Annotated in this window: 28 protein-coding genes; 13 read left to right on the top strand and 15 right to left on the bottom strand. The window is 69.5% G+C overall.

Annotation, left to right across the window (positions count from 1 at the left end; genetic code table 11):
* Positions 1-61: 61 nt before the first annotated feature.
* From QO011_RS10680 to QO011_RS10670, 3 genes are all read left to right on the top strand, one after another.
* Positions 62-271: a DUF3126 family protein gene (locus tag QO011_RS10680; protein WP_307271392.1), complete on the top strand. Its 210-nt coding sequence runs from the start codon at positions 62-64 to the stop codon at positions 269-271.
* Positions 272-364: 93 nt separating this feature from the next.
* A complete protein-coding gene (locus QO011_RS10675; RefSeq protein WP_307271389.1) occupies positions 365-685 on the top strand; it encodes a DUF6949 family protein in 321 nt (106 codons plus the stop codon).
* 42 nt (positions 686-727) lie between these two features.
* Complete coding sequence (locus QO011_RS10670) at positions 728-1,264, top strand: gamma carbonic anhydrase family protein (RefSeq protein WP_307271387.1); 537 nt, start codon at positions 728-730, stop codon at positions 1,262-1,264.
* A gap of 132 nt (positions 1,265-1,396) precedes the next feature.
* On the opposite strand, the gene QO011_RS10665 is transcribed toward QO011_RS10670, so the two are convergent.
* Entirely contained in the window at positions 1,397-2,029 is a 633-nt protein-coding gene (locus QO011_RS10665; RefSeq protein ID WP_307271385.1) for a transglutaminase-like cysteine peptidase, read from the bottom strand.
* 155 nt (positions 2,030-2,184) lie between these two features.
* A complete protein-coding gene (locus QO011_RS10660; RefSeq protein ID WP_307271382.1) occupies positions 2,185-3,069 on the bottom strand; it encodes a MurR/RpiR family transcriptional regulator in 885 nt (294 codons plus the stop codon).
* Positions 3,070-3,219: 150 nt separating this feature from the next.
* Between QO011_RS10660 and QO011_RS10655 the strand changes: the two genes are divergently transcribed.
* The 5 genes from QO011_RS10655 (at position 3,220) to QO011_RS10635 (ending at position 9,164) form a co-directional block, all read left to right on the top strand.
* Complete coding sequence (locus QO011_RS10655; protein ID WP_370881942.1) at positions 3,220-4,158, top strand: ABC transporter substrate-binding protein; 939 nt, start codon at positions 3,220-3,222, stop codon at positions 4,156-4,158.
* An 87-nt stretch (positions 4,159-4,245) separates the two neighbouring features.
* A complete protein-coding gene (locus QO011_RS10650; RefSeq protein WP_307271377.1) occupies positions 4,246-5,133 on the top strand; it encodes a class II fructose-bisphosphate aldolase in 888 nt (295 codons plus the stop codon).
* Positions 5,133-6,650, top strand: coding sequence for an FGGY-family carbohydrate kinase (locus QO011_RS10645; RefSeq protein WP_307271374.1), 1,518 nt, complete (start codon positions 5,133-5,135; stop codon positions 6,648-6,650). The genes QO011_RS10650 and QO011_RS10645 overlap by 1 nt, the downstream gene beginning before the upstream one ends.
* Entirely contained in the window at positions 6,643-8,172 is a 1,530-nt protein-coding gene (locus tag QO011_RS10640; protein WP_307271371.1) for a sugar ABC transporter ATP-binding protein, read from the top strand. The genes QO011_RS10645 and QO011_RS10640 overlap by 8 nt, the downstream gene beginning before the upstream one ends.
* Positions 8,169-9,164, top strand: coding sequence for an ABC transporter permease subunit (locus QO011_RS10635; RefSeq protein ID WP_307271368.1), 996 nt, complete (start codon positions 8,169-8,171; stop codon positions 9,162-9,164). The genes QO011_RS10640 and QO011_RS10635 overlap by 4 nt, the downstream gene beginning before the upstream one ends.
* Positions 9,165-9,194: 30 nt before the next feature.
* Here QO011_RS10635 and QO011_RS10630 read toward each other — a convergent pair whose 3' ends face one another.
* Positions 9,195-9,797 (bottom strand): PilZ domain-containing protein, encoded by a 603-nt coding sequence (locus QO011_RS10630; protein ID WP_307271366.1) that lies wholly within the window; start codon positions 9,795-9,797, stop codon positions 9,195-9,197.
* A 147-nt stretch (positions 9,798-9,944) separates the two neighbouring features.
* Complete coding sequence (locus QO011_RS10625; protein ID WP_307271364.1) at positions 9,945-10,541, bottom strand: PAS domain-containing protein; 597 nt, start codon at positions 10,539-10,541, stop codon at positions 9,945-9,947.
* A gap of 387 nt (positions 10,542-10,928) precedes the next feature.
* On the opposite strand from QO011_RS10625, the gene QO011_RS10620 reads away from it, so the two are divergent.
* Positions 10,929-11,717, top strand: coding sequence for a rhomboid family intramembrane serine protease (locus QO011_RS10620; RefSeq protein ID WP_307271361.1), 789 nt, complete (start codon positions 10,929-10,931; stop codon positions 11,715-11,717).
* A gap of 68 nt (positions 11,718-11,785) precedes the next feature.
* On the opposite strand, the gene rpsU is transcribed toward QO011_RS10620, so the two are convergent.
* Together rpsU and QO011_RS10610 are read right to left on the bottom strand one after the other, a co-directional pair.
* On the bottom strand, positions 11,786-12,052 hold the full coding sequence (rpsU, locus tag QO011_RS10615; RefSeq protein ID WP_307271358.1) for a 30S ribosomal protein S21: 267 nt from the start codon (positions 12,050-12,052) through the stop codon (positions 11,786-11,788).
* A gap of 104 nt (positions 12,053-12,156) precedes the next feature.
* The gene (locus QO011_RS10610; RefSeq protein ID WP_307271355.1) at positions 12,157-12,366 is read right to left on the bottom strand and encodes a cold-shock protein; all 210 of its coding nucleotides are present in this window, start codon (positions 12,364-12,366) and stop codon (positions 12,157-12,159) included.
* A 499-nt stretch (positions 12,367-12,865) separates the two neighbouring features.
* Here QO011_RS10610 and QO011_RS10605 point away from each other — a divergent pair, with 499 nt between their 5' ends.
* The gene (locus QO011_RS10605; RefSeq protein WP_307271352.1) at positions 12,866-13,294 is read left to right on the top strand and encodes a CBS domain-containing protein; all 429 of its coding nucleotides are present in this window, start codon (positions 12,866-12,868) and stop codon (positions 13,292-13,294) included.
* A gap of 29 nt (positions 13,295-13,323) precedes the next feature.
* On the opposite strand, the gene QO011_RS10600 is transcribed toward QO011_RS10605, so the two are convergent.
* Genes QO011_RS10600 through QO011_RS10590 form a run of 3 tightly spaced genes read right to left on the bottom strand, consistent with a single transcriptional unit; the run spans position 13,324 to position 15,715 of the window.
* On the bottom strand, positions 13,324-14,100 hold the full coding sequence (locus QO011_RS10600) for an amino acid ABC transporter ATP-binding protein (RefSeq protein WP_307271350.1): 777 nt from the start codon (positions 14,098-14,100) through the stop codon (positions 13,324-13,326).
* Positions 14,097-14,867 (bottom strand): amino acid ABC transporter permease, encoded by a 771-nt coding sequence (locus QO011_RS10595; RefSeq protein ID WP_307271347.1) that lies wholly within the window; start codon positions 14,865-14,867, stop codon positions 14,097-14,099. Before QO011_RS10595 ends, QO011_RS10600 begins: the two co-directional genes overlap by 4 nt.
* 11 nt (positions 14,868-14,878) lie before the next feature.
* Positions 14,879-15,715: an ABC transporter substrate-binding protein gene (locus QO011_RS10590; protein WP_307271344.1), complete on the bottom strand. Its 837-nt coding sequence runs from the start codon at positions 15,713-15,715 to the stop codon at positions 14,879-14,881.
* 174 nt (positions 15,716-15,889) lie between these two features.
* Here QO011_RS10590 and QO011_RS10585 point away from each other — a divergent pair, with 174 nt between their 5' ends.
* From QO011_RS10585 to QO011_RS10575, 3 genes are read left to right on the top strand one after another with little or no spacing between them, the layout of a single operon-like run.
* Entirely contained in the window at positions 15,890-16,609 is a 720-nt protein-coding gene (locus QO011_RS10585) for a FadR/GntR family transcriptional regulator (RefSeq protein ID WP_307271341.1), read from the top strand.
* Positions 16,606-18,192, top strand: coding sequence for a gamma-glutamyltransferase (gene ggt, locus QO011_RS10580; protein ID WP_307271338.1), 1,587 nt, complete (start codon positions 16,606-16,608; stop codon positions 18,190-18,192). The genes QO011_RS10585 and ggt overlap by 4 nt, the downstream gene beginning before the upstream one ends.
* 44 nt (positions 18,193-18,236) lie before the next feature.
* Entirely contained in the window at positions 18,237-18,833 is a 597-nt protein-coding gene (locus QO011_RS10575) for a cysteine hydrolase family protein (RefSeq protein WP_307271335.1), read from the top strand.
* A 20-nt stretch (positions 18,834-18,853) separates the two neighbouring features.
* Here the strand turns inward: QO011_RS10575 and QO011_RS10570 are convergent, their stop codons facing one another.
* The 6 genes from QO011_RS10570 to QO011_RS10545 form a co-directional block, all read right to left on the bottom strand.
* The gene (locus QO011_RS10570) at positions 18,854-19,858 is read right to left on the bottom strand and encodes a patatin-like phospholipase family protein (RefSeq protein ID WP_370881941.1); all 1,005 of its coding nucleotides are present in this window, start codon (positions 19,856-19,858) and stop codon (positions 18,854-18,856) included.
* Positions 19,859-20,085: 227 nt separating this feature from the next.
* Complete coding sequence (rplI, locus tag QO011_RS10565; RefSeq protein WP_307271333.1) at positions 20,086-20,664, bottom strand: 50S ribosomal protein L9; 579 nt, start codon at positions 20,662-20,664, stop codon at positions 20,086-20,088.
* 18 nt (positions 20,665-20,682) lie between these two features.
* On the bottom strand, positions 20,683-21,672 hold the full coding sequence (locus QO011_RS10560; protein ID WP_307271329.1) for a DUF2232 domain-containing protein: 990 nt from the start codon (positions 21,670-21,672) through the stop codon (positions 20,683-20,685).
* Between the two features lie 201 nt (positions 21,673-21,873).
* Entirely contained in the window at positions 21,874-22,113 is a 240-nt protein-coding gene (rpsR, locus tag QO011_RS10555; protein ID WP_307271326.1) for a 30S ribosomal protein S18, read from the bottom strand.
* 3 nt (positions 22,114-22,116) lie between these two features.
* Positions 22,117-22,599, bottom strand: coding sequence for a 30S ribosomal protein S6 (gene rpsF / locus QO011_RS10550; RefSeq protein WP_307271323.1), 483 nt, complete (start codon positions 22,597-22,599; stop codon positions 22,117-22,119).
* 280 nt (positions 22,600-22,879) lie between these two features.
* Positions 22,880-23,695, bottom strand: a complete 816-nt coding sequence (locus QO011_RS10545) for a DUF1194 domain-containing protein (RefSeq protein ID WP_307272329.1) — start codon at positions 23,693-23,695, stop codon at positions 22,880-22,882.
* Positions 23,696-23,706: the final 11 nt, after the last annotated feature.

Here is a 23,706-nt window from a genome sequence, read left to right as displayed (position 1 = left end):
GTGGCAAACGCTCGGCCCCGCCGGAGCCGTTCTCCGGCCTCACGCCACAGGGGCCGATCCCATGGACAAGAAAGACATGCAGCGCGTCGAGGGCTACCTCAGGCGCACCTTCGGCAACGCGGCGATCCGTGTGGTGCCGCGCGCCCGCAAGACCGACAGCGCCGAGGTCTATGTCGGCGAGGAGGCCGTCGGCATCGTCTCGGAGGACAAGGAGGACGGCGAGACCTCCTACGACTTCCACATGGCGATCCTCGACATCGACCTGGAATGAACGGGCGTTAACCCTTTTTTAACGCTGTCGTTGCGCTGCCGTCGCCCCTCCGGTTAACGGTTCGTTTACCGAACCGACTGGGGACCGCGGCCGATGGCTCCCGCGACCATAGCCAACATCTATGCCCTTCTGCTCGGCTTCGCGACGGCGGGTCTGCTCGCGAGCGCCTACCAGGTCTGCGCGCAGAAGCCGCTGAGCTTCCGGCTTCTCGACGATCGGCCGGGCGCGGCGCTGGCCTGCGTGCCGCTCCTCACCTTCGGGGCGCCGTTCGTGATCATGCGCAACACCGTGCGCGGCCGGCTCAGGCAGGGCCGCCGCTTCGAATATGCGATGATCGCCACCATGCTCGCCTGCTTCTGGAGCCTGATGTCGGGCACGGTGATCGTCTCGATCATCCAGCATCTGCCGTGGTAGCCTCGCCGCCCGTCCGAATCCGGGGCGGTGAGGGAGAGAACCATGCCGGTCTACGCACTTGACGATCGGGCGCCGCAGCTGCCGGCGCCGGGCGAGCACTGGATCGCCCCGGGCGCCCGGGTCGTCGGCGGCGTCGTCGTCGGGCACGACGTCGGCATCTGGTTCGACGCGGTGGTGCGCGGCGACAACGAGATCATCCGCATCGGTGCCCGCACCAATATCCAGGACGGCGCGGTGCTGCATTCCGACTGGGGCTTTCCCCTGACGGTCGGCGAGGATTGCACCATCGGCCACAGGGCGATCCTGCACGGCTGCACCATCGGCGACGGCAGTCTCGTCGGCATGGGGGCGACCGTGCTCAACGGCGCCGTCATCGGCAGGGGCAGCCTGGTCGGCGCCAATGCCCTGGTGACGGAGGGCAAGAGCTTCCCCGACCATTCGCTGATCGTCGGCTCGCCGGCCCGGGCGGTCCGCACCCTCGATGAGGAGGCAGTGGGAAAACTGCTCGAAGCGGCAGCGGGTTATGTGCGCAACTGGAAGCGGTTCGCGAGCGGCCTCAGGGAAGTCGGCGCGGCCTGACCGACCCGCTCATGCGCAAAGGGCCGGCGCTGCTGCGCCAGCCCTTTGCGAAAGCCGGTCCTCGAGGCGGGGACATGGGGACGGGACCGGGCTGCCCGTGAGACGGGATTGCGGGCGAGCGGGAGAGAGCCGTCACCGGGCTCCGGCCGCCACGATTGCGGTGGTCTGGGTGTCGCCCAGCGAGACCCAGATGTTCTGGTTGGTCTGCGACTGGCGCTTGACGTAGCGATAGCCGGTGTTCTGCCAGGGCAGGATCCGCGTTTCCTGGTTGTCGAGCACGAACTCGCCCCTGTCGGTCTTCACCATCAGGACGGCATGGCCGTCGCCCTTCTTGTCGCGCACCACGGTGATCAGCAGCGCCGAGCGCGGCCAGCCGGCATCGAGGAGCAGCTTGCGCTTGAGCAGCACATAGTCCTCGCAATCGCCCTTGCCGTTGGTGGGATAGGCCCACCATTCCTCGCGGCCGTAGTTCTCCAGGTCCGTCATCGGCTCGATCGCCCGGTTCACCTGGTCGTTGACGGCACCGAGGTCACGCCAGGTCGCCTTGGTCAGCACGACGTCGCGCGCCTCCTGGTCGCCCGCCTGGCAATCCCCGGGATAGGTCTGGCAGAACTGGGTGTAGCCCGACGGCGTCGTCGTGACGTCGCCGATCGGCGCATAGACGGGCGTCGGCTTCTCGCCCGCCAGAACCGGCCCGGCTTCACCGCCGAGGCCGAGAAACAGCGCCAGGATTGCCATCACGACGCTGGTACGCAACTTACGCATCGGAACCGTCCCCTCGTTCTCGACGGCAACAGTCATGACAGGAATGTTTTGAGATCGCAGTAAGCCAGGCGGCTTGTTTTGAGCAAAGCGGGCAAGGGTTTCGTAAGACAGCTGGATGCTGCATTAACCTTCGCAGGAACTCAAGCCGCCGGCGATCACAACCTGTCGTCGCTGAAGATATCGTCGACCCGCAGGGACTGCGCCGCCAGGTCGGGCGCGTCGGCGACCAGGCATTGGAACAGCACTTCCGCCAGGCCGACGGCGATCACCCTGTCGACCACCTCGGCGCTGCCGGGGAGCGGCCCGGTCGGCAAGGGCACCAGAAGATCCGCCAGCCGGGCGAGGGGCGAGCCGACGATCCCGGTGATGACGACCAGCCGGGCGCCGTTTCGCTTGGCCGTCTTCGCGGCCCACATGGTGGACTTGGTGCCACCGGAATAGGAGATCGCCACCGCGAGATCCGCCGGCCCCATCAGGGACGCCAGGGTGACCTGGGTATGGTGCTCGTCGGCAAAGCCGATCGGCAGCCCCAGCCGGATGAGGCGCATGTAGACGGCAGTGCAGGCAGCGGCGGATTCGCCGGCGCCGAAGAGCTGGATCGAGCGCGCCGTGGTCAGCCATTCGAGCAGGCGGTCGAGATCCGGTCCGCGGGCCAGCGACTGCGCCATGGCCTCGGCGCGCGCGGCGATGGACGCCATCACCCGGCGGGCGACATCGCCGGCGGAGCGGCGCCCGTCCGCCGGGCTCGCCGGGCTGCCGCGCTGCGCCTCTTCCCTGAGCAGGGCTCTGCGCATGTCCTTGAGGCCCTGATAGCCCAGCTTGCGCGACAGGCGGTCGATGCTCGACCGGCTCGCGCCGGAGCGCTCGGACAGGTCCGACGACGTCATTGCCCCCAGCTCATAGGCCGGGATGGCGAGGAGCTGCTCGACGATGCGGCGCTCGGCCGGGAACAGGTTGACCGAGGCCATCCGGAGCCGGAGCGGGCGCCTGTCGTCGTCCGGCGCGGCGGGAGAGGGGGGAGAGGTGGGCGGGAGCGTCATGCGACCATCCAAGAGACAATACGACCCATATAAAAGGCAGGTTTTGCGGGTTGCAGTACGTTTTGTATCATACTAATGTCCCGCCGCGATCGAAGCGGTCGTCCGCTCACAAGGCCGAAAGGCCGGAACATTCTCGGAGGAAACATTGCCATGAAACGAATTGTGTCAAGCATCTTGGCCTGCAGCCTTGCCGCCGCGGCCCCGACCCTGGCGGTCGCCAAGGATCTGAAGCTCGTCGGCGTCACCGTCGTCGATCTCGGCAACCCCTTCTTCGGCGCGATCGCCAAGGGCATCGAGGGCAAGGTCAGGGAGGCCGGCGGCGCCGACGCCAGGACGATCGTCGCCTCGGGAGACTATGACCTCGGCAAGCAGTCCTCCCAGTTCGACAATTTCATCCAGGCCGGCGTCGACCTGATCATCGTCTCGGCCGTCGATTCGCGGGCCATCGGCGCCTCGATCAAGCGGGCGGAAGCGGCCGGCATCCCCGTCGTCGCCATCGACAACACCGCCGACGGCGCCCAGGCGACCATCACGACCGACAACGTCACCGCCGGCCGGCAGGCCTGCCAGTACATCGTCGACAAGCTCGGCGGCAAAGGCAATGCCCTCATCGTCAACGGCCCGCCGGTCTCGGGCGTCATCGATCGCGTCAAGGGCTGCAAGGAGGTGTTCTCGGCCCATCCCGACATCAAGATCCTCTCCGACAACCAGAACGGCATCGGCACGCGCGAGGGCGGCCTCAACGTCACGACCGGTCTCCTCACCGCCCATGACGACGTGAACGCGATCTTCACGATCAACGACCCCTCGGCGATCGGCGCCGATCTGGCGGCCAAGCAACTGAGCCGCAGCGGCATCGTCATCACCACCGTGGACGGCTCGCCGGATATCGAGGCGGCTCTGAAGTCCAACACCATGATCGAGGCTTCGTCGGCACAGCTTCCCGCCGCGCTCGCTTCGGCCGCCGTCGAGGCCGGAACGAAGCTCGCCAGGGGCGAGACGCTCGATCAGCCCTCGATCCTCGTCGCGCCGACGCTGGTGACCCGCGACACCGTCGGCGCCTACAAGGGCTGGAACAGCGGGCAATAGCCCGCCTCCGTCATCGCCGCGCCGCCCGTGCGACGGCCGGCGCCTCCTCCTCCCCCGCAGCGCGTCGCACGCGCACAAGGATCTGTCATGCCGATCGTTTCCCTGGATCGCCTGTTGCAACACGCCTCGCAGAACAAATATGCGGTCGGCGCATTCGTCTCGATGAACATCGAGGTGATCCAGGCGGCGATCAACGCCGCCGAACGCAAGAACTCTCCCGTCGTCATCCGCATCCACCCGGATTCGCGGCAGATCACGCGCTTCGACACGCTCGCGCTCGTCGCCCGCCATCTGGCGGCCGAGGCGTCGGTTCCCGTGGGCCTCAGCCTCGACCACGGCGCCACGCTGGCCGACACCGTCGATGCCATCCGCGCCGGCTGCACCAGCGTCATGCTCGATGCCGCGGAGGAGCCGCTGCAGGAGAACATTCGCCGCGTGAAGCAGGTGGTCGAGGTGGCCGGCCCGCTCGGCGTGATGGTGGAAGCCGCCGTCGGGCACATGGAGCACGGCGCGGTGCAGACCGACGACGATCTCGCCGATGTCGAGGAGGCCGTCCGCCTCGTCCGCGAGAGCGGGGCGACCATCCTGGCGCCGGCCATCGGCAATGTCCACGGCTCGGCCCATGGCGAGGTCAAGGCCAGGCCCAACCTCAACATCGGCCGTATCGCCGAGCTCCGCCGCGCCACGGGCGTGCCGATCTGCATGCATGGCGGCTCGGGCACGCCGCGCGACCAGATGCGCGCGGCGACCGATGCCGGCGTCGCGCTGGTGATCCTGTTCACTGACATCATCACCGCCTTCAACGAGGCGCTGATGCAGGTCCTGAACGCCCATTCCAGCGGCATCGCGCTCATCGACGCCCTGGTGCCGGCCCAGCACGCGGCGCAGGCCGTGATCGAGGAGAAGATGGAGGATCTCGGCTCCGCCGGCCAGGCCGAGGCGGTCCTGCATGGGCTGAGGAAAGCGACGGTCTGATGTCCGGCTCGGACGCCATCCTGGTCGGCATCGACATCGGCACCACCAATCTCAAGGCGGTGGCGCTGCATCCGGACGGGCGTGTCGCGGCGGTGGTCCGCCGCCCCATGGTCGTCCGTTCGGGCGGCGCCGGCGCGACGGAGTTCGACCTCGATGCGCTGGACCGCGACCTGCTCGGCGCCCTGCGCGAGCTCGTCGACCGGCTGGCGGCCGAGGGCGTCGCGCCGGTGCGGATCGCCGGCATCGGCGTCGCCAGCATCGGCGAGAGCTTCGTCGGCCTCGACCGGGAGGGCCGGCGCGTCTCGCCGTGCCCGACCTGGTACGACCGGCGGACCACGAACCGACGTGCGGATTGGGGGCTGTCGCCGGCGCACTGGTTCGAGATCACCGGGATGGTGGACGACGACATCTATACCGTCCATCGCATCGGCTGGTGGCGGACGGCCGGCGCCGACTGGCCCGGCAGGGTGCACCGCTGGATGCTGGTGGCGGACTACGCGACCTTCCTGCTCTGCGGGCAGGTCGTCGGCAGCCCCTCGCTGGCCGCACGCAGCGGCCTGGCCGACCGGCGCGACGGGCGCTGGTCCGGGGAGATCCTCGGGCATGCCGGCCTCGACGTCGCGTCGCTGCCGGAGCTGCGGCCCGCCGGTAGCCCGGCCGGCACGCTCCTGCGCGAGGTCGGCAAGGCGACCGGCCTGCCCGTCGGCCTGCCGGTCGTCAATGCCGGCCACGATCATCCCTGCGCCGGTCTCGGCTGCGGGCTGGTCGACCCCGGCGGCATGATCGATTCGACCGGCACCTCCGAGGCCTTGAAGACCGTGGTCGACCGGGCCCTGACCTATGACGAGGTCGGCGGGGGGCGCTATGACTGCTATCCTCACGCGGTCCCCGGGCGCTTCCTGCTGTCGGGCCATGTTCCAGCCTCCGGCGGTCTGCTCGACTGGTTGGTGAAGCTCCTGTCCGGTCCCTCGCCGGCGCCGGACGCCGTGCGGGAGCTCTGGCGGCTGGCGGCGCTCTCGCCCCCCGGGGCGAACGGGGTGCGCGTCGCCCCGTTCCTGCAGGGAACCGGCGCGCCCTGGAACCAGCGGGCCCGACGGGCGGGCATCGCATCCCTCGGCGGAGCCAGCGGTCCGGGCGATGTCCTCCGCGCCGGGGTCGAGGCGCTGGCCGCCTGGCTGGCGGTGAACCTTGAGGCCTTCGAGGCGATCGCCGGCGTCCGGCCGCGGCAGGTGACGCTGGCCGGAGGCGGGGCACGCAACGCCTTGGCCAACGCGATCAAGGCGGCGTTCCTCGATCGCCCCTTCGTGATCCCGGACGTGGCGGAGGCGGCGGGTGCGGGCGCCGCGCTGGTCGCCGGTCTCGGCGTCGGCCTCTTCCCCGATGCGACGGCCGCGGCGGCGCTCGGCGGCATCGGCCGGCAGGCCGTCCCCGTCGACCCGGCGCTCGCCGCCGCCTATGCCGGGCTTCGCGACGAGATCGTCCTGCACCTGAAGGCGGAGGCGGGCGCCCATGGCTGAGGCGGCCCCCCTCATGGAGATGCGCGGCATCGCCAAGACGTTCGGGGCGGTGCGAGCCCTGCGCGGCGTGGATCTGGAGGTCCGCTCCGGCGAGATACACGCCTTGATGGGCGAGAACGGAGCCGGCAAGTCGACCCTGATCAAGATCCTCGCCGGGGCGGTCCGGGCCGATCCGGGCGGCCGGCTCGTCTTCGCCGGCCGGGACGTGTCGATCGCCGCGCCGGGCGATGCCCGCCGCCTCGGCATCGCGGTGATCTACCAGGAGCTCTCCCTCGCGCCCAACCTGACGGTCTGGGAGAATGTCGGCCTTGGTCGCGAGAGGACCAGGGGCGGCCTGGTCGACCGCGCCTCGATGCGGCGCGGCTGCGCAGCCGTCCTCGACCGGCTTGGAGCGTCCTTCGGACCGGACACGCCGGTTTCCCGGCTCTCCATCGCCGAGCGGCAGCTGGTCGAGATCGCGCGGGCCCTGTCGGTCGACGCGAAGATCCTCGTCATGGACGAGCCGACGACGGCGCTGTCGTCCCGCGAGACCGACCGGCTGTTCCACCTGATCCGGCGGCTGCGGGACGAGGGGCTCGCGATCATCTACATCTCGCATCGCATGGCCGAGATCTACGAGCTGGCCGACCGCTGCTCGGTCCTGCGCGACGGCCGCCATGTCGGCACGCTGACGCGGGCCGAGCTGTCCTCGCAGACCCTGATCCGGATGATGGTCGGGCGCGACCTGGCGGACTTCTACAGGAAGGAGCACCGGGCCGGCAGCTTCGGCAGGCCGGTGCTGGAGGTGGAGGGCCTTTGCGACGGGCGCCGCGTGCATCCGTGCTCGCTGGACGTGAGGGCCGGGGAGGTCGTCGGGCTCGCCGGACTGGTCGGGGCGGGGCGGACGGAGCTTGCCCGCCTGATCTGCGGCGCGGAACGCCCGCGCGCCGGCGTGGTCCGCGTCGAAGGGCGCCCGGTCCGGGCCGCGACGCCGGCCGGCGCCATGGCGGCGGGCATCGTCTACCTCTCGGAAGACCGGAAGGGGCAGGGGCTGTTCCTCGACATGACCATCGAGGACAACATCAACCTGTGCGTCATGGCCAGGGATGCGGCGCCGCCCGGGCTGCGCCGCTTCGGGATTGCGGCACGGCGCGCCGGCGAGGCGGTCCGCCGTCTCTCCATCCGGGCGAAATCGATTCGCGTCGCCGTCGGAGCCCTGTCCGGCGGCAACCAGCAGAAGGTCCTGATCGCCCGCCTGCTCGAGACGGCACCGAAGGTCCTGATCCTCGATGAGCCGACCCGCGGCGTGGACATCGGCGCCAAGTCCGACATCTACAAGCTGATCGACGGGCTGGCCCGCGGCGGCGTCGCCGTCCTGATGATCTCGAGCGAGCTGCCGGAGGTCGTCGGCATCGCCGATCGCGTCCTGGTCATGCGCGACGGGCGCATCGCCGGCAGCCTCGACGGCGAGGCCATCTCCCAGGAGGCGATCATCGCAATGGCGACCGGGGACGGGCGCCCGCGCAACGGGATGCAGACATGAGCGGAACAGACCAACTCGACCGGCCGGCGGACCGCGTGGGGGGCGCTGCGGCGGCCCGCTCCCTGGTCCGGGCCCTCGGCATGCTGCCGGTGCTCGTCCTCCTGTGCGCGGCCTTCTCCATCTCCACCGGTCGCTTCGCCTCCGTCCAGAACCTGGTCATCGTGCTCCAGCAGGCCTCGATCAACCTGGTGCTGGCCTGCGGCATGACCTTCGTCATCCTGACGGGCGGCATCGACCTGTCGATCGGGTCCGTGCTGGCGGCCTCGGCGATGGCGGCGCTGATCGTCTCCCTCGATCCCGGCTATGCGGCCCTGGCGATTCCCGCCGCCCTCGTCGTCGGCCTGGGGTTCGGCCTCGTCAACGGCGCCCTGATCGCGGCCGTCCGGCTGCCGCCCTTCATCGTGACGCTCGGGGCCCTGACGGCCATCCGCGGCTGCGCGCGGCTCCTGGGCAAGGACACCACGGTGTTCAATGCCGATCTCGGCTACGCCGTCATCGGCAACGGCAGCCTGTTCGGCATTCCCTGGCTGGTGATCATCGCCCTCGGGATCGTCCTCGCCTCCTGGTTCGTCCTGCGGCACACGGTGCTCGGCGTCTACATCTACGCGATCGGCGGCAATCCCGACGCTGCCCGCCTGGCGGGCGTCAAGGTGGGGTCAGTGCTGGTCTTCGTCTATGCGGTGTCGGGGCTCACGGCCGGGCTCGGCGGCGTGATGGCCTCGGCCAGGCTCTATGCCGCCAACGGGCTCCAGCTCGGCCAGTCCTACGAGCTCGACGCGATCGCCGCGGTGATTCTCGGCGGCACCTCCTTCGTCGGCGGCATCGGCTCGATCTGGGGCACGCTGGTGGGCGCCCTGATCATCGCGGTCCTGTCCAACGGGCTGATTCTGACCGGCGTGCCGGATGTCTGGCAGTATATCGTCAAGGGCCTGATCATCATCGGCGCGGTGACGCTGGACCGCTTCAGGCTGCAAGGCGGCGCGCGCACGTAGTCGCCCGCGGCCGAGCGGCCCCGAGCGCGGTCAGAGCCCGCCGAACTCCGCTTCCAGGACGCTGGGCAGCTGCTCGTGCCTGAACTGGATGCCGACGCCGCCCTCGAAATGGCGGATGACGTGCGACTGCATGCGCCCGAGCATCACCGCGCTGCCGAGCTCGATCTTGAGGTCGGTGGCGATCGCGGCTCCGGAGAGCGACATGTCGATCACCCGGCAGGGATAGACCGTGCCGTTGGTCAACGTCAGGGTCGAGCGCGGATTCTTGGGCAGGATGCGCTCGTGGCGCCGATCCTCGGGCAGGTTGAGGACATGGCGGTTGGCGAGCCAGGTCAGCTGCGCCGCGAACTTCTCCCGCTTGCGCGCGGTGGCGGAGATCGTCATGGCGAAGCCGTTCGGCAGGTGCCGGACGATCTGGCCCTCGATCCGGCCGACATGGTCGAGATAGCACACCACCCGCTCGCCGGGATTGCCGACCACGGGCGCGACCAGAGCCACGCCGCCCGGGGACATGTTGACGGCCTGGCACGGATATTCCCGCCGCGTCTCGAGCATGTAGCGGCCGAGCAACGAGATCTTCACCCGCTGATGCCGGCGGCGGTCCTCGGCGATGGAAAATGGCTGCGCGATCATCAATCCATCAGCCCTGCCCCAAAGGAGCCGGGCCCCCGCACGCGTTGAAAGCGTGGGAACCCTAGCAACACAGGGTTAACGGGCTCTTGCTCCCGGCGGGATCTCGATCGCGGTGGGCTCCTGATCTCGACGCGCAGCGTCCTGTCGTCAGCGCCGGCCGCCGTCGACGATGGTCAGATGGCCGAAACGGCGCACGCCCGGGGGCAGGGGCGGGGGGATCGGCGTGGTGGTGATCGGCTCGCGGGTCGAGGGCCACAGGATGCGGATCGAGCGGATCACCATGCGCTCGATCGGGCACACGCCGATCCAATATGGCACATCGCCCGGCGTCAGGCTGCCGAGGATGCGCGAATGCGTCTTGCCGTGATGACGCAGCGGCAGCAGCAGCAGCTCCACCTCGAGCGAATGGCCCTGGTTGGAGATGGCTTCGATGCCGGCCACCACGGCGGCCGAATCGTCGGAGACCGCCGACAGCAGCCGTCTCATCTCCACTGCGTCCGCGCCGTTCCAGACCTCCAGCGCGGAGAGGCCGCGCAGCTCGTGGCCCATCAGGGCGCACAGGCGCGTGCCCGCCAGGCGATAGGGGTAGCTGCGCTGCTCGTCGACTTCCACGATGAAGGTGTCGCCCAGGACGCGGCGAATGGCGCCGGGGTCGATGTCGACGCGCTCCGGGGCCATCCGCGTGCCGCGCAGACTGTCCCAATAGCAGTAAAGATCGCGCGTTGCCGCGTGCTTCATTGTCATCGTCACCATACTTCCCGAGCCCCGGCGGGATTGCCGCCCTCCCGGGGGGTGTGCGAAAGCGGGACAAGAGTCCGGTCCGTGCCTTCCTGCGCCGGACCGTAGCATCGGGCATGCCAGCGCAGCCGCCGGCCCTGCCGCGTCCACAGTTTTGCAAACCGTTAAGGTTAACGAAAGGTTGATGTGGCGTGCCGGGTGCCGGTGCGCGACAACCCTGCGGTTCGATCCTCCCGGGCCCCGGAGGTGGTGCGTCGGGGCCGCTGCGACCTCAGGGTCGTCCGGGGAGGCGGGACAGGGCGTCAGGCGCCGACAGGTGGCTGGTCGGGAGGGCTTCGGCCCTCCCCACTCTTTGCCGTTGCGCCGCGTGCGGGCAGTCCCTAAGTGAGCTCCATGAACGAGATGGTGCGACCGCCGATCGAACCCGCTGCCCGCGAGCCGGCGATCAACGCCCCCCGCGTCGTCGTGGCGCTGCTGGCGCTGCTGGCCGGGATCCACCTGATCTGGACCTTCGCCTCTGATCAGCTCAAGCTGCAGATCATCCTGCTCTTCGCCTTCCTGCCGGCGCGCTACGACCCGGCCGTGCTGCAGGGCGAGATCCTGCCCGGCGGGGCCGGGGCGGACGTGTGGACCTTCCTCACCTATGCTTTCCTGCACGGGAGTTGGGCTCATCTCGTCTTCAACGGCATCTGGATGCTGGCCTTCGGCTCGGCGGTGGCCTGGCGCTTCGGCACCGCCCGCTTCCTGTTGTTCTCGGCCGTGTGCTCGGTCGCCGGAGCGGCCACGCATCTCGCGGTGCACTGGGGCGACGAGGCGGTGGTGATCGGCGCCTCGGCCGCCATTTCCGGCTACATGGCCGCGGCGACCCGCTTCATGTTCCAGCCCGGCGCGCCGCTCGGCCTGTTCCGCATCGGTGGTGCGACGGCGTTCCGTGTCCCCGCCCTGCCGCTGCGCGAGGTCCTGCGCGACCGGCGCGTGCTGGTGTTCCTGGTGATCTGGTTCGCGGCGAATCTGCTCACCGGTCTCGGCACCCTGTCGCTGGGCGGGGAGGGGCCGGCCATCGCCTGGGAGGCGCATGTCGGCGGGTTCCTCGCCGGGCTGGTGCTGTTCCCGCTGTTCGATCCGGTGCTGCCGGGTGACCAGCCGGGACCGGCGATCGAGGCCGGGCCGCCGCCGGAGTGATCCTGCAAAAAAGGAAAGGGCGCCGAGGGGCGCCCTTTCCTTTACTGTCCGGAATTGCTGTCCAAGGCTCAGCGCGGTGCCGGGCGAGCCCCGACGCCAGGAGCGCCGCGCGGCTTGGCCTTCGGCGCCGGCAGCAAGCCTTCCTTCTGCGCCTGCTTGCGGGCGAGCTTGCGGGCGCGCCGGATAGCCTCGGCCTTCTCGCGCACCCGGCGCTCGGACGGCTTCTCATAAGCGTTCCGAAGCTTCATCTCCCGGAACACGCCTTCGCGCTGGAGCTTGCGCTTCAGAGCCTTCATCGCCTGTTCGACGTTGTTGTCGCGGACCAAGACCTGCAAAGAACGGCCTCCTTCACGTTGTTGTTGCAATGCGAAAAGGGTCAGGCCCGAGGCCCAACCCTCCTCCAGTCCATGATCGATGCGCCTTCCGGCGCCGAACCGCTTCAGGCAGCCTGAAGCTTGTCGGCAGACATCTTACCAGAACGGCGATCCTGCACCAACTCATAGCTGATCTTCTGACCTTCACGAAGGTCATAAAGACCGGCACGCTCGACGGCGCTGATGTGGACGAACACGTCCTTGCTGCCATCGTCCGGCTGAATGAAGCCGTAGCCCTTCTGGGAGTTGAACCACTTGACGGTGCCCGTGCTCATGACGAACCCTGTTTGCGAGTGAATAAGAGCCTCTCGATAACACGCTGTCACGGAGAGACAGTTGGTCGATATTCGAGGGAAGGTCGTCAGCTTGCGCAGCCGTGAAGTGCGCGGGGCCAAGTCGTCCGGCCGAGATCGATGGCGGGATCAATGAGGCAAGACAGGCCGTTCGTCAAGTATCAACTCGCGTGACTGGGCCGGATGCCCCGAATCAGGTCGCTTCCATGCAAACGAGGACGGGGAGGCAGGTCGACCGGTCAGACCATGGGGGCCGGCTTTGCAGCAGGGCGCCCTCCTCCCGGGGCCCGCATCTGCGGAATTGCTTCGACGTGATCACTTTTTCCCATCCAAGTCGCGCCGCTACTGCCCCGGGGCGGTGCGACCTCTTGCGCTCGCGCGGTCCGCGCCTCATCTTCTCCCTATCGGGGTTGCAGCCCCTGGCCGGGCCGATCCCGCAGAACAGACGCCGAAGGCGCGGGTTCTTGAAGGAGGATCGACCATGACTGTTGCCCATATCCTGAAAGGCAAGGGGCGGGACATCGTCACCCTGCCGCCGCACCGGACCATGGCGGACGCCGCCAGGCTCCTGGCTGAGAAGCGTATCGGCGCCGTGATCATCACCGGCGCGGACGGCGCCATCGCCGGGATCCTGTCGGAACGCGACGTGGTGCGGGCGCTGGCCCAGTCGGGCCCGGCGGCGCTCGACCATGCCATCTCCAAGCACATGACCGCGAAGGTGGCGACCGGGCGCGAGAGCGACACGCTGCAGGACCTGATGAGCCAGATGACGCTCGGCAAGTTCCGCCACGTGCCGATCGTCGAGCAGGGCCGGCTGATCGGCATCGTCTCGATCGGCGACGTGGTCAAGTACCGGCTCGCCGAGATCGAGGCCGAGACCCAGGCGATGCGCGACTACATCTCGGCCTGACGCCTGCGACCGGGATCCTGCCGCCCGCCTCACAGCAGGCGGGCGAGGAAGGAGCGCGTGCGTTCGGAGCGCGGCGCGGTGAAGAACAGGGCCGGGGGCGCCTCCTCCACCACCTGGCCGCCGTCCATCATCACCACGCGGTCGGCCACCTCCCGCGCGAATCCCATCTCGTGGGTCACGACCACCATGGTCATGCCCTCGCGGGCCAGCTCCTGCATGACCTCCAGGACCTCGCCGACCATTTCCGGGTCGAGGGCGCTCGTCGGCTCGTCGAACAGCATCAGCGCCGGCTTCATCGCCAGCGCCCGGGCGATCGCCACGCGCTGCTGCTGGCCGCCGGAAAGCTGGGCGGGATAGGCGTCCGCCTTTTCGGCGAGGCCGACCCGCTTCAGCAACGCCGCCCCTTCCGCCTCGGCCCGGGCCCTGTCGATGCCGCGGACCTGGATCGGCGCCTCGACGATGTTGCCGAGGGCCGTGAGATGGGGGAAGAGGTTGAAGCGCTGGAACACCATGCCGATGTCCCGGCGCTGGCGGGCGATGTTGCGCTCACGGTCCTCCACCAGGCGCTTGCCCGCCTGGCGATAGCCGATGAGATGGCCGTTCACCAGGATGCGGCCGCCCTGGATCTTCTCCAGATGGTTGATGCAGCGCACGAAGGTGGTCTTGCCGGAGCCGGACGGGCCGACGATCACCACCACCTCGCCGCGCCGGACCGAGAGGGACACGCCCTTGAGCACCTGGAGCGGTCCGAACCACTTCTCCACGTTCTCGGCCTGCACCACGCAGGATTCGGAGGGCTCGCTCACCGGGGTGCTCCGATCCTGAGGAGGCGCAGGCGTCGGCGCGGCACGCCGGTCCGGGCCGTCTCGGCGAAGGGGCGGCTGAAGTGCCGCTCGATCCGGCCCTGCAGGAAGCCCCAGGCCGTGGTCAGGGTGAGGTAGTAGAGCGCCACCACCGAATAGAGCTCGAAGACCCGGAAGGTGGCCGAGGTCACCATCTGGGTCGCCAGGAGGAGCTCGGGCACGCCGATGACGCTGAGCAGCGTGGTGCTCTTCAGCATGCCGTTGAAATTGTTGCCGAGCGGCGGAATGATCACCCGCGCGGCCTGCGGCATGATGATGCGGCGCAGCAGCTTGGCCGGCGTCATGCCGAGCGACTTGGCCGCTTCCGTCTGCCCGCGGTCGATCGAGGCGATGCCGGCCCGGATGATCTCGCCCATATAGGCCGCCTCGTTCAGGCTGAGCGCGATGATGCCGGCCTGGATGTTCCCCGGCAGGACGATGAAGCCGAGATCGATGTCGTGGAAGCGCAGGATGCCCGCCGCGGCGAGGGCGGTGTAGATGAACACGATCTGCACCAGCAGCGGCGTGCCGCGCATGACCCAGACATAGGCCGACGCCAGGAGGCGCAGCCCCCGGAGCGACGACAGCCGGCCGAGCGCCAGGAACAGGCCGAGCCCGGTGCCCAGGCACTGCGAGACGACGCTGATGCTGAGCGTGAGCCACAGGCCGTGCAGGTAGACGCTGCTCGGCCTGAGGAGATATTGCAGGAAGAACTCCCAGTTGAAGTTCATGGCGCGGGCTCTCAGAGGGCGTCGCGCTCGATACCCCAGGTCTTGAGGATGGTCATGTAGGAGCCGTCCTGACGGATCGCCGCCAATGCCGCGGCGAAGGCCTTCTGCAGCTCGACGTCGTCCTTGCGGAAGGCGGCGCCGATCACGGCCTTGGCGAAGGGCTCGCCGCCGAGGTCGAACAGGTCCGGCGCCTGGGTGAAGTAGTAGCCCGCCGTCTTGATCGTGGTGCCGTAGGCCTGGACCTGGCCGATGCGCAGGGCCTGGAAGGCATCGGTGTCCTTGGGGAAGACCACCGCCTCGGCCGGGGGCTTGCCTTCGCTTGCGAATTTCTTGTTCTGCTCCTCGACGAGCGACTGGATCGTGGTGCCGTTCTCCACGGCCACCTTCTTGCCGGACAGATCGTCGAGCCCCTTGATGCCGGCCGGGTTGCCCTTCTGCACGACGAGGGACTGGCTGGAGTCGAGATAGTCGACGAAGTCGACCACCTCCCGGCGCTTGGGCTTGTCATAGAGCTCGGACATGATCAGATCGCACTGCTTGGCGAGCAGGGCCGGGATGATGCCGTCGAACTGCACGGCCCGCCATTCCGTGCCGACGCCCATGCGGCCGGCGATCGCGTTCGACAGATCAACCTCGGCGCCGACCAGCTTGCCGTCCTCCTTGTAGAAGGAGAGGGGCGGAGACCCGATATCGGCGCACACGACCATCTTCTTGGCCGCGGCGATGGCGGGCGGCGGCGTGATCGTCTCGGCGCGGGCGGCCGGGATAGGGCCTGCCGTGAGCGCGGCCGCGGCAGCGGCGAGGCTCCAGGCGCGAAAGCGGGACCAGGATGCGGTGGGCTGGTTCATCGTTCTGCTCCGGTTGGGTCCGCTGGCTGTGGTTTCTCGCTGGAACCAATCTTGCCATTGGATACAACCATCGTGCACGTATCCTCAGTCTTCGGCAAGAGAGAACGCCCTTCGTGCTGGACAAGACGGTGGGATCTGGATTTACTATGGAACCAATAGTGAGATTGGTTCCAGATGCGTGTCAGGACTCTCGCCGTCGAGCGCCTCCGGGCGCTGCTGAACGACGGTCGCTACCCGCCACGGACCCGGCTGCCGCCGGAGCGCGAGCTGATGAGCGATCTCGCCGTGAGCCGGCGTGCGTTGCGCGAGGGCCTGGAGGTCCTGGAGGCGGAGGGGCGGCTGTGGCGCCATGTCGGCAAGGGAACCTTCGTCGGCGCCCGTCCGCCGGAGCGCGAGTTCGGCATGTCCCTGGTCACGGCGAGGACCAGCCCGGCCGACCTCATGGACGTCTTCATCTGGCTCGAGCCGACCCTGGCCAGGGTGGCGGCGACCCGCGCCAGCCGCATGGACATCGACAACCTGCGCTATCTCCTCGGCAGGAGCGAAGGGGCACGGGACGCGCAGACCTGGGACATCTGGGACAGCCGCCTGCATCGGGCCATCGCGGAGGCCTCGCACAATGCGCTGGCGGTCGCGGTGTTCGACAGCCTCAACGCCGTGCGCGACGAGGGCGCCTGGAAGCGCATCCGCGAGGATCCGACGACGCAGGAGCGGTTCGAGGAACTGTCGCGCCACCATCGTCAGATCGTCGAGGCGATCGCCGACCATCATCCGGCGGAAGCCGAGGCGGCGATGCGGCGGCACCTGCGTTCCGTCCAGCACGCGTTGCTGCTGGACAGCGAGGAGCCGATGGGCGCGAATGAGGCCGTGAAGGAACGGGATGGAGCATCATGAGAGATTTTCAGTTCCCAGGCCGCTCGCCGGTGCGGGCGACCGAAGCGATGGTCGCGACCTCCCATCCGCTCGCCTCCGCCGCCGCCCTGGCGGTGCTGCGCGAGGGCGGCCACGCCATGGACGCCGCGGTCTGCGCCGCCGCTGTGCTGGCGGTGGTCGAGCCGCAGTCGACCGGCATCGGCGGCGACTGCTTCTGTCTCTACGTCCCCCGCGGCGAGGGCGAGGTCATCGCCTTCAACGGCTCGGGCCGGGCGCCGGCGGCGGCCGAGGCGGAGTGGTACCGCGAGCGCGGCTTCACCGCCATCCCGACCTACAGCGCCCATGCCGTCACCATTCCCGGCGCGATCGACGCCTGGTGCAGGCTGCTCGCCGACCACGGCCGCCTGCCGCCGGATCGTATCCTGGCGCCGGCCATCGCGTATGCCGAGAAGGGCTATGTGGTGCACGACCGGGTGGCCGCGGACTGGCATGAAGCGGCGGCGCGCCTCGCCCGCGACGAAGCCGCGGCGCGCATCTTTCTGCCAGCCGGAACAGCGCCGGTCGCCGGCACCGTGCATCGCCAGCCGGAGCTCGCCGCGACGCTGCGCCTGATCGCCGCCGAGGGGCGCCGCGGCTTCTACGAGGGACGCGTCGCCGAGGACCTGGTCGGCCGCCTGCGCCAGGCGGGCGGGCTGCATACGCTCGAGGATTTCGCCGCGGCGGCCGGCGACTATGTCCGCCCCGTCACCACGCGCTACCGCGACGTGGACGTCTGGCAGATGCCGCCCAGCAACCAGGGCCTGACGGCGCTGATCATGCTGAACATCCTCGGCGGGTTCGACCTCGGCGGCCTCGATCCGCTCGGCGCCGAGCGCCTGCATCTGGAGGTGGAGGCCGGGCGGCTCGCCTATGCCATCCGCAACGCCCTGATCGCCGATCCCGACCATGCCGCCGTGCCCGTCGCGGCGCTGCTGTCGGCCGCCCGGGCCGACGCCCTGCGCGCGACCATCGATCGCGAGCGTGCCATGACCGACCTGCCGCCCGTGCCGATGGAGCCCTCCGACACGGTCTATCTCAGCGTCGTCGACCGGGATCGCAACGCGGTCAGCTTCATCAACTCCACCTACCACTCCTTCGGCAGCGGCCTGGTCGGCGCAAGCTCCGGCGTCGTGCTCCAGAACCGCGGCGCCGGCTTCCGCCTCGATCCCGGCCATCCCAACCGCATCGCGCCGCGCAAGCGCCCGCTGCACACGATCATGCCGGGCATGGCGATGCGCGGCGGCCGGGTGATCGCGCCCTTCGGCGTGATGGGCGGCGACTACCAGCCTTTCGGCCAGGTCCATGTCCTGACCAACGTGGTCGACTACGGCATGGACCCGCAGGCGGCGATCGATCTCGCGCGGGTCTTCTACGAGGATGGCGCGGTCGTGGCGGAACGCGGCGTGCCGGCGGCCGCGGTCGAAGGCCTGAAGGCGCGCGGCCATGCGGTGGCGCCGGCGCATGAGCCGCTCGGCGGCGGCCAGATGATCCTCGTCGACTGGGACAAGGGAACGTTGACCGGCGGCTCCGATCCGAGGAAGGATGGCGCCGCGCTCGGGTTCTGAGCCCGCGCCGGCACCGCATCGCAGGAACGAGACCGGAGAGAATCGTGGCCAGACCGACCCTTCGTAGCCTGAGCGGCTTGCCGGTGGAGCCGGCGCCGCTCTCCCGCTCGGCCCTCGTCCTGATCGACTGTCAGGAGACCTACCGCTCCGGCGTGATGCAGCTCGAAGGCGTCGAGGCGGCGCTCGAGGAAGCGGGCCGGCTGCTGTCCCGCGCCCGGGCCGCGGGCCGGCCGGTCATCCACATCGTGCACGAAGACGGTCCGGGAAGCCTCTACGACACGGCGGGCGAGACCGGCCGCATCGCCGGGGCCGTCGCGCCCCTCGCCGGCGAGCCGGTCATCTCCAAGACCTATCCCAGCGCCTTCCTGCAGACGGGCCTGGAGGCGCATCTCAAGGCGATCGGCGCCGACACGCTGATCCTGGCCGGGTTCATGACCCATATGTGCGTGAGCTCGACGGCACGCGCCGCCTTCAATCTCGGCTTCCAGGTCACGGTCGTCGCGTCGGCGACGGCCACCCGCTCCCTGCCGGGGCCGGATGGCAGGAGCCTGCCGGCGAGCCTCGTCCATGACGGCGCGCTGGCGGCGCTCTCGGACCTGTTCGCCGTGGTCGCCCCCTCCGCGGACCGGATCCCGGCCTGAGCCGGGCTGGGGCGCCCCGTTCAGGCGAGCGCTTCGGCGGTATCGCGGATTGTGTCCAGGGCCTTGAGCGCGGCTTCCGCGCCGAGCTCGATGATCTCTTCGGCGCGATGGAAATCGAACAGGCCGACGCGGCCGAGCCGCGGGTTGACCATCGCGTCGGGCGGGTCGCCGGCGAGCCGCGAGCGCGAGATGCGGTCCTGGGTGATGTTGAAGGCGTCGACGATCACCGTCGAGATGCCCGGCGTGCGCGGGCCGCGGGGCAGCACCCGCTTCGGCGCAAAGCCGAGCTGGCGCTTGATCAGGGCGCTGGCGGCACCGATGGCGGTGGTGCGCAGCTGCTGCTCGACCGGCGGCAGCTCCTCGTCGTCGTTCGATCCGTGCGAGGGCACGACGGCGCCGCGGCCGGTGAGCTCGCCGTTGAGGTTGACGGCGATGACCATGCGTGCGCCGAGCGCGCGGGCGGTCGAGACCGGTACCGGGTTGACCAGCGCGCCGTCCATCAGCCAGCGCCCGCCGATCTTCACCGGCTCGAAGATGCCGGGCAGGGCGTAGGAGGCGCGGATCGCCTTGACCAGGCTGCCGCGGGTCAGCCAGATCTCGTGGCCCGGGCCGATCTCAGTCGCCACGGCGGCGAAGGGGACCGGCAGGTCCTCGATCTGCACGCCGCCGAGGTCGTGGGCCAGCAGGTGGGCCAGGCGCGAGCCGGCGATCAGCCCGCCGCCGCCCAGGCTGAGGTCGAGCAGGCCGAGCACCCGGCGCTTGGTCAGCGAACGGGCCCAGCTCTCCAGCTCATCGAGCTTGCCGGCGAGATAGCAGCCACCGACCACGGCCCCGATCGAGGCGCCGGCGACGACGTCGATGCCATAGCCGGCCCGTTGCAGCACGCGGATGACGCCGATATGGGCAAAGCCGCGCGCCGCGCCGCCGCCGAGCGCCAGGCCGATCGTCGGTCGCGGCGGCCTGGCCGGTTCGACGGTCTCGTTGGGAGTCAGGAGCTGCTCGCCGCCGAATCCCATCCATGCCATGGTCTGGAACTTCACAGTGTCACCCCACGTCTCGAGGGTTCCGCTACTGTCCGCGCTCTGGCGACTAGGTGTAGCCGATGTTTCGGTAATATTTTATGCAAATTGGCAAATATAGATAACGCGCCGCCTCCTCTCCGGGACGCGGCGGCGGAGCCGCCGCAGGATCCGCAACGACCAGGAAGAACGTTGCAGACCCTGCGAGGGATCCCATGGCTTCGTGGCCGATATCAGGCGGCGGGCTGCTCGCCCTCGACGTCGTCGACGCCCGGAATCGCCACGTCCTCCGGGTTCTCGTAGGTGTCTTCGTCCTCGTCCCGGCGGGCGGTGACGTTCTCGCCGCGCGCCTGGCGGTCGGCCTCGTCGGGCGAGCGGGCGACGTTGGCGAAGATCTTCACCTCGACCTCGGGGTGGAGCTGGACCACCACGGGGTGCAGGCCGAGCGTCTTGATCGGCGTGTTGAGCACGAACTGGGAGCGCGCGACGGTGAAGCCGTTGGCCTCCGTGGCGTCGGCGAGGTCGCGCGCCGAGACGGAGCCGTAGAGCTGGCCGGTCTCGCCGGCCTGGCGGATGATGACGAAGCTCTTGTCCGCGAGCCTGTCGGCGATGACCTGGGCCTCGGACCGCAGCTCGAGATTGCGGGCTTCGAGGTGGCCACGCTCGCTTTCGAAGCGCTCCTTGTTGGCCTTGGTGGCGCGCAGCGCCTTGCCGAGGGGCAGGAGGAAGTTGCGGGCGTAGCCGTCCTTCACCTTCACCGTCTGGCCCATCTGGCCGAGCTTCGGCACGCGCTCGAGCAGGATGACTTCCATTGCGGGATCTCCTTCTTATCAGGACTTGTCGTTGGCGGGGTTGGATTTGCGGCGCGCCGCCACGCGGCCGCGAAAGTCGAGGAAGTGGTCGGCAAGGCCGGCGACGACCGCGGCCATGATGGCGATCCAGCTCAGCACCAGCGTGATCGCATAGCAGGCGCCGAGGACGAGCGGCCTCGCCGTCATGCCGCGGGTGACGGCATGCAGCACGGCGTAGCCGGCGATGGCGAAGGCCGCCGCCAGGCCGGCGGTGACGAACTCGCCGGCGAGCCCCACCATGCCGGGTGCGAAGGCCGCCACCAGCACGGCGAGGCCGAGGCCATGGATCGTCCGCCGCGGCAGGCGCAGGGAGGAGGGGACGTCCGGCCAGGGCCGGGCGAGGCGGCTGGAGGCCTTGACCACGCGGGCCGCCAGCCAGAGATTGAACAGGGTGGTGAACACCCAGACCGCGGTCGAGATCGGCAGCGCCACGGCCTTGGCGAAGGCGACGAAGGCGGCGGCGTTCGGCACCGCGATCGGCTGCCCGTCCGGCGTGTCGGTGAAGACGCGCAGCACCGCCTCGATCCGCTCGCCCAGCGCCGCGCTGTAGGTCTCGAAGGTGAGGCCGAAGGACAGCGCGATCAGCATGGTGATGGCGGCGCTGAGCAGCGCCGTCACCGCGACCAGCGTGCCGATCGGAAACCACTCGACCACGGCGCCGCCGGCCTCGGAGCGCCCGAGCAGCGCCAGATAGGACAGGAGCCAGGCGGGCAGGGCGGTGGAGGCGAGGAAGGCCACGGCGAGGCGGACATCGAAGCCGCCGTCCGACAGGCCGACGCCGAGGAGCACGGAGGCGACCACGGCCGCCACCAGCCCGGCGCGATGGCGCCAGCCGAGTCCGGCGATCATGATCGGCAGGGGCGCCGCCAGGCAGAGCAGCAGCGACAGCGGCGAGCCCGACAGCAGCGACGCGAACAGAAGCGCCGAGGCGAGGCCTGCGACCAGTCCGATGAGAAGGTTTCGCGTCATCCGTCGAGCTGTCCCGCTTGCGCGGTTAGAGGTGGGCATCGCGTGCGATGACCTGCCCCAACCATGGCCGGCCCTGGTCCGGCTGACTCACTTGGTACCGGCCGGGAAATCCGGAGCCGGTCGTGGAAACCGCGGCGGGCTCGACCCGAGGTCGCTCGCGTCGCGGGCGGAACGCCGGCCCCGAGGGGCCGGCGCGCCGGCTCAGCCGATCACGTAGGGCAGCAGGCCGAGGAAGCGGGCGCGCTTGATCGCCTGCGCCAGCTCGCGCTGCTTCTTGGCCGAGACGGCCGTGATGCGGGAGGGGACGATCTTGCCGCGCTCGGAGATGTAGCGCTGCAGCAGCTTGACGTCCTTGTAGTCGATCTTCGGCGCGTTCGGGCCCGAGAACGGGCAGGACTTGCGGCGACGGAAGAACGGACGGCGTCCGGGTGACATGGCCATGGTTTACTCTCCCGCGCCCGGTTGCGCAGCGTCGCCCTCGAAGCGGTCGCGGCGCGGCGGGCGCTCGCGGTCGCCCCCGAAGCCGCCGCGTCCGCCACCGCCGAAGCCGCCGCGCCCGCCGCCGAAGCCGAAGCCGCGGTCATCGTCGCGACGCTCGTCGCGGTCGCTCTTGCGCAGCATGGCGGAGGGACCCTCCTCCAGCTCGTCCACCTTGAAGGTGACGAAACGGATCACGTCCTCGGAGATCGACATCTGCCGCTCCATCTCGGCGATCGCCGCCGGCGGCGCCACGATGTTGAACAGCGAGAAATGCGCCTTGCGGTTCTTCTTGATGCGGTACTGGAGCGACTTGACGCCCCAATATTCGCTCTTGGTGATCGAGCCGCCATTCGCCTCGATGACGCCCTTGTACTGGGCGGTCAGCGCCTCGACCTGCTGCGAGGTGACGTCCTGGCGAGCCATGAAAACATGCTCGTAATTCGGCATAGAAGGCCTGTCCTTCAACATTGCATCGATCGCCCGGCGCGAAGCCCCTCGCGGGCCCCTGCAGGCCTTGGAGGATTGTCCCAGAGAGCGGAGACACGGGACGCCGGGACCCGAAGTCCCTGCCGTGCGAGCACGGCCGTCCGTTCAGCCTCCGGCCGAAGCGAAGGCGGTCCCATACAGGGTTTGCTCCGCCGGCGCAAGTGGCGCCGCCGCTGCTCGTGCTTTCGCCGCATCCCGCGGATCGTAACCATCGTTCGATCCGAGGGGCGTGGCTTGGCCTCTATCGCGGCCGCGGCGGATCGGGCAGGCGCCAGGGCTCGCCCGGACCGCAGGAGCCGCGCCGCGACGGGGAGGGCACGTCGGCGACGAAGACGGCGCGCGGCCGACCGAGCGAGATTTCCTGGATGATCTTGCGCCGGATCGCCACCTCGAACTCGCCGACCTCGTAGACCGGCAGCGTGAAGGCGCCCGCGCCGCCGATCACGCAATCGCGGTAGTAGTCGCCGAGATTGGTGATGCCGAAGGGATCGTTGGCGTCGTCGGCATGGATCATGATCGGCAGGCCGTTGATGGTGACGCCCTGCGCCACCGCCCGGTCCCGCGCCGGGCCGAGCGGCGGCCCGGTGTTGTTGGCGCCGTCCCCCGAGACGTCGATCACCCGGCGTCCGCCGGCGAAGCCGTTGTCGCGGAACAGCCCCGCGGCGAAGGTCAGGCTCGAGGACAGCGAGGTGCCGTAACGCCCGATCCCCGTGCCGGGCCGGATCCGGCCGGCGAACGCATCGGCGCTGGCCGCCTCGTCGATCAGCATCCAGGGGACGACGATCTCCTGGCTGCCGGGACCGGCCCATTCGAAATAGGTGGCGGCGATCCGGCCGGTATAGCCGGAGCGGATCGCCGCGATGACTTCGGGATGGCGAAAGGCGGCGATGTAGCCCTCGCGCTGGATCTGAAGCTCCGCCGCATCCATGGATCGCGATACGTCCACGGCCAGGATCAGTTCAACGTCCACCTCCGTCTCGGCCGGGCGGGCCGGCGCAGCCAGAAGGCCGATCGAGACAAAGCCGCAAGCCGCGGCCATCATTCCGAGCTTGTGCATGTCGATCACGG

Origin of the sequence: Labrys wisconsinensis, assembly GCF_030814995.1 — a bacterium.
In the GTDB taxonomy this organism is placed as follows: domain Bacteria; phylum Pseudomonadota; class Alphaproteobacteria; order Rhizobiales; family Labraceae; genus Labrys; species Labrys wisconsinensis.
The sequence above is the reverse complement of the archived record's forward strand: the minus strand, read 5'-3'. Positions and strand labels throughout refer to the sequence as shown.

Bases quoted from the DNA above. Each gene is read 5' to 3' on its own strand.
- QO011_RS10680 (WP_307271392.1), top strand. From the start codon at position 62: ATGGACAAGAAAGACATGCAGCGCGTCGAGGGCTACCTCAGGCGCACC.
- QO011_RS10675 (WP_307271389.1), top strand. From the start codon at position 365: ATGGCTCCCGCGACCATAGCCAACATCTATGCCCTTCTGCTCGGCTTC.
- QO011_RS10670 (WP_307271387.1), top strand. From the start codon at position 728: ATGCCGGTCTACGCACTTGACGATCGGGCGCCGCAGCTGCCGGCGCCG.
- QO011_RS10665 (WP_307271385.1), bottom strand. From the start codon at position 2,029: ATGCGTAAGTTGCGTACCAGCGTCGTGATGGCAATCCTGGCGCTGTTT.
- QO011_RS10660 (WP_307271382.1), bottom strand. From the start codon at position 3,069: ATGACGCTCCCGCCCACCTCTCCCCCCTCTCCCGCCGCGCCGGACGAC.
- QO011_RS10655 (WP_370881942.1), top strand. From the start codon at position 3,220: ATGAAACGAATTGTGTCAAGCATCTTGGCCTGCAGCCTTGCCGCCGCG.
- QO011_RS10650 (WP_307271377.1), top strand. From the start codon at position 4,246: ATGCCGATCGTTTCCCTGGATCGCCTGTTGCAACACGCCTCGCAGAAC.
- QO011_RS10645 (WP_307271374.1), top strand. From the start codon at position 5,133: ATGTCCGGCTCGGACGCCATCCTGGTCGGCATCGACATCGGCACCACC.
- QO011_RS10640 (WP_307271371.1), top strand. From the start codon at position 6,643: ATGGCTGAGGCGGCCCCCCTCATGGAGATGCGCGGCATCGCCAAGACG.
- QO011_RS10635 (WP_307271368.1), top strand. From the start codon at position 8,169: ATGAGCGGAACAGACCAACTCGACCGGCCGGCGGACCGCGTGGGGGGC.
- QO011_RS10630 (WP_307271366.1), bottom strand. From the start codon at position 9,797: ATGATCGCGCAGCCATTTTCCATCGCCGAGGACCGCCGCCGGCATCAG.
- QO011_RS10625 (WP_307271364.1), bottom strand. From the start codon at position 10,541: ATGACAATGAAGCACGCGGCAACGCGCGATCTTTACTGCTATTGGGAC.
- QO011_RS10620 (WP_307271361.1), top strand. From the start codon at position 10,929: ATGAACGAGATGGTGCGACCGCCGATCGAACCCGCTGCCCGCGAGCCG.
- QO011_RS10610 (WP_307271355.1), bottom strand. From the start codon at position 12,366: ATGAGCACGGGCACCGTCAAGTGGTTCAACTCCCAGAAGGGCTACGGC.
- QO011_RS10605 (WP_307271352.1), top strand. From the start codon at position 12,866: ATGACTGTTGCCCATATCCTGAAAGGCAAGGGGCGGGACATCGTCACC.
- QO011_RS10595 (WP_307271347.1), bottom strand. From the start codon at position 14,867: ATGAACTTCAACTGGGAGTTCTTCCTGCAATATCTCCTCAGGCCGAGC.
- QO011_RS10590 (WP_307271344.1), bottom strand. From the start codon at position 15,715: ATGAACCAGCCCACCGCATCCTGGTCCCGCTTTCGCGCCTGGAGCCTC.
- QO011_RS10585 (WP_307271341.1), top strand. From the start codon at position 15,890: ATGCGTGTCAGGACTCTCGCCGTCGAGCGCCTCCGGGCGCTGCTGAAC.
- ggt (WP_307271338.1), top strand. From the start codon at position 16,606: ATGAGAGATTTTCAGTTCCCAGGCCGCTCGCCGGTGCGGGCGACCGAA.
- QO011_RS10570 (WP_370881941.1), bottom strand. From the start codon at position 19,858: ATGGCATGGATGGGATTCGGCGGCGAGCAGCTCCTGACTCCCAACGAG.
- rplI (WP_307271333.1), bottom strand. From the start codon at position 20,664: ATGGAAGTCATCCTGCTCGAGCGCGTGCCGAAGCTCGGCCAGATGGGC.
- QO011_RS10560 (WP_307271329.1), bottom strand. From the start codon at position 21,672: ATGACGCGAAACCTTCTCATCGGACTGGTCGCAGGCCTCGCCTCGGCG.
- rpsR (WP_307271326.1), bottom strand. From the start codon at position 22,113: ATGGCCATGTCACCCGGACGCCGTCCGTTCTTCCGTCGCCGCAAGTCC.
- rpsF (WP_307271323.1), bottom strand. From the start codon at position 22,599: ATGCCGAATTACGAGCATGTTTTCATGGCTCGCCAGGACGTCACCTCG.
- QO011_RS10545 (WP_307272329.1), bottom strand. From the start codon at position 23,695: ATGCACAAGCTCGGAATGATGGCCGCGGCTTGCGGCTTTGTCTCGATC.